Below are 256 nucleotides of genomic sequence, written 5' to 3' on the forward strand. Positions count from 1 at the left end.
TGGAAAAAAGCTTCCTCAAAAGCAATATGCTGTTGGTGGTAAAATACCAAATGTAGTTGCTGGTGGTATTGCTCAACCTCTTGGTAATAATTTCTTTTATATGAATGGAAGAAAACATAGTCAAGGTGGTATTGATATTGGTCCTAGTGATAAAACTGGTATTGAAGTAGAAGATGGTGAAGTAGTTGAAACTAATGGAAATGAACTTAAAGTTTATTCTGCACAACCTATTCTTAACGGTGCTAGTCCTGCTCAA

Annotated in this window: 1 protein-coding gene; it reads left to right on the forward strand. The window is 35.2% G+C overall.

Features of this window, described 5'->3' with window-relative positions; all coding sequences use genetic code 11:
* Positions 1–256 (forward strand): hypothetical protein (locus tag DXN04_RS35115; RefSeq protein WP_158569333.1); only part of this gene is annotated, 256 nt, incomplete at both ends.

This window comes from Chitinophaga silvisoli (assembly GCF_003412465.1).
Classification (GTDB): domain Bacteria; phylum Bacteroidota; class Bacteroidia; order Chitinophagales; family Chitinophagaceae; genus Chitinophaga; species Chitinophaga silvisoli.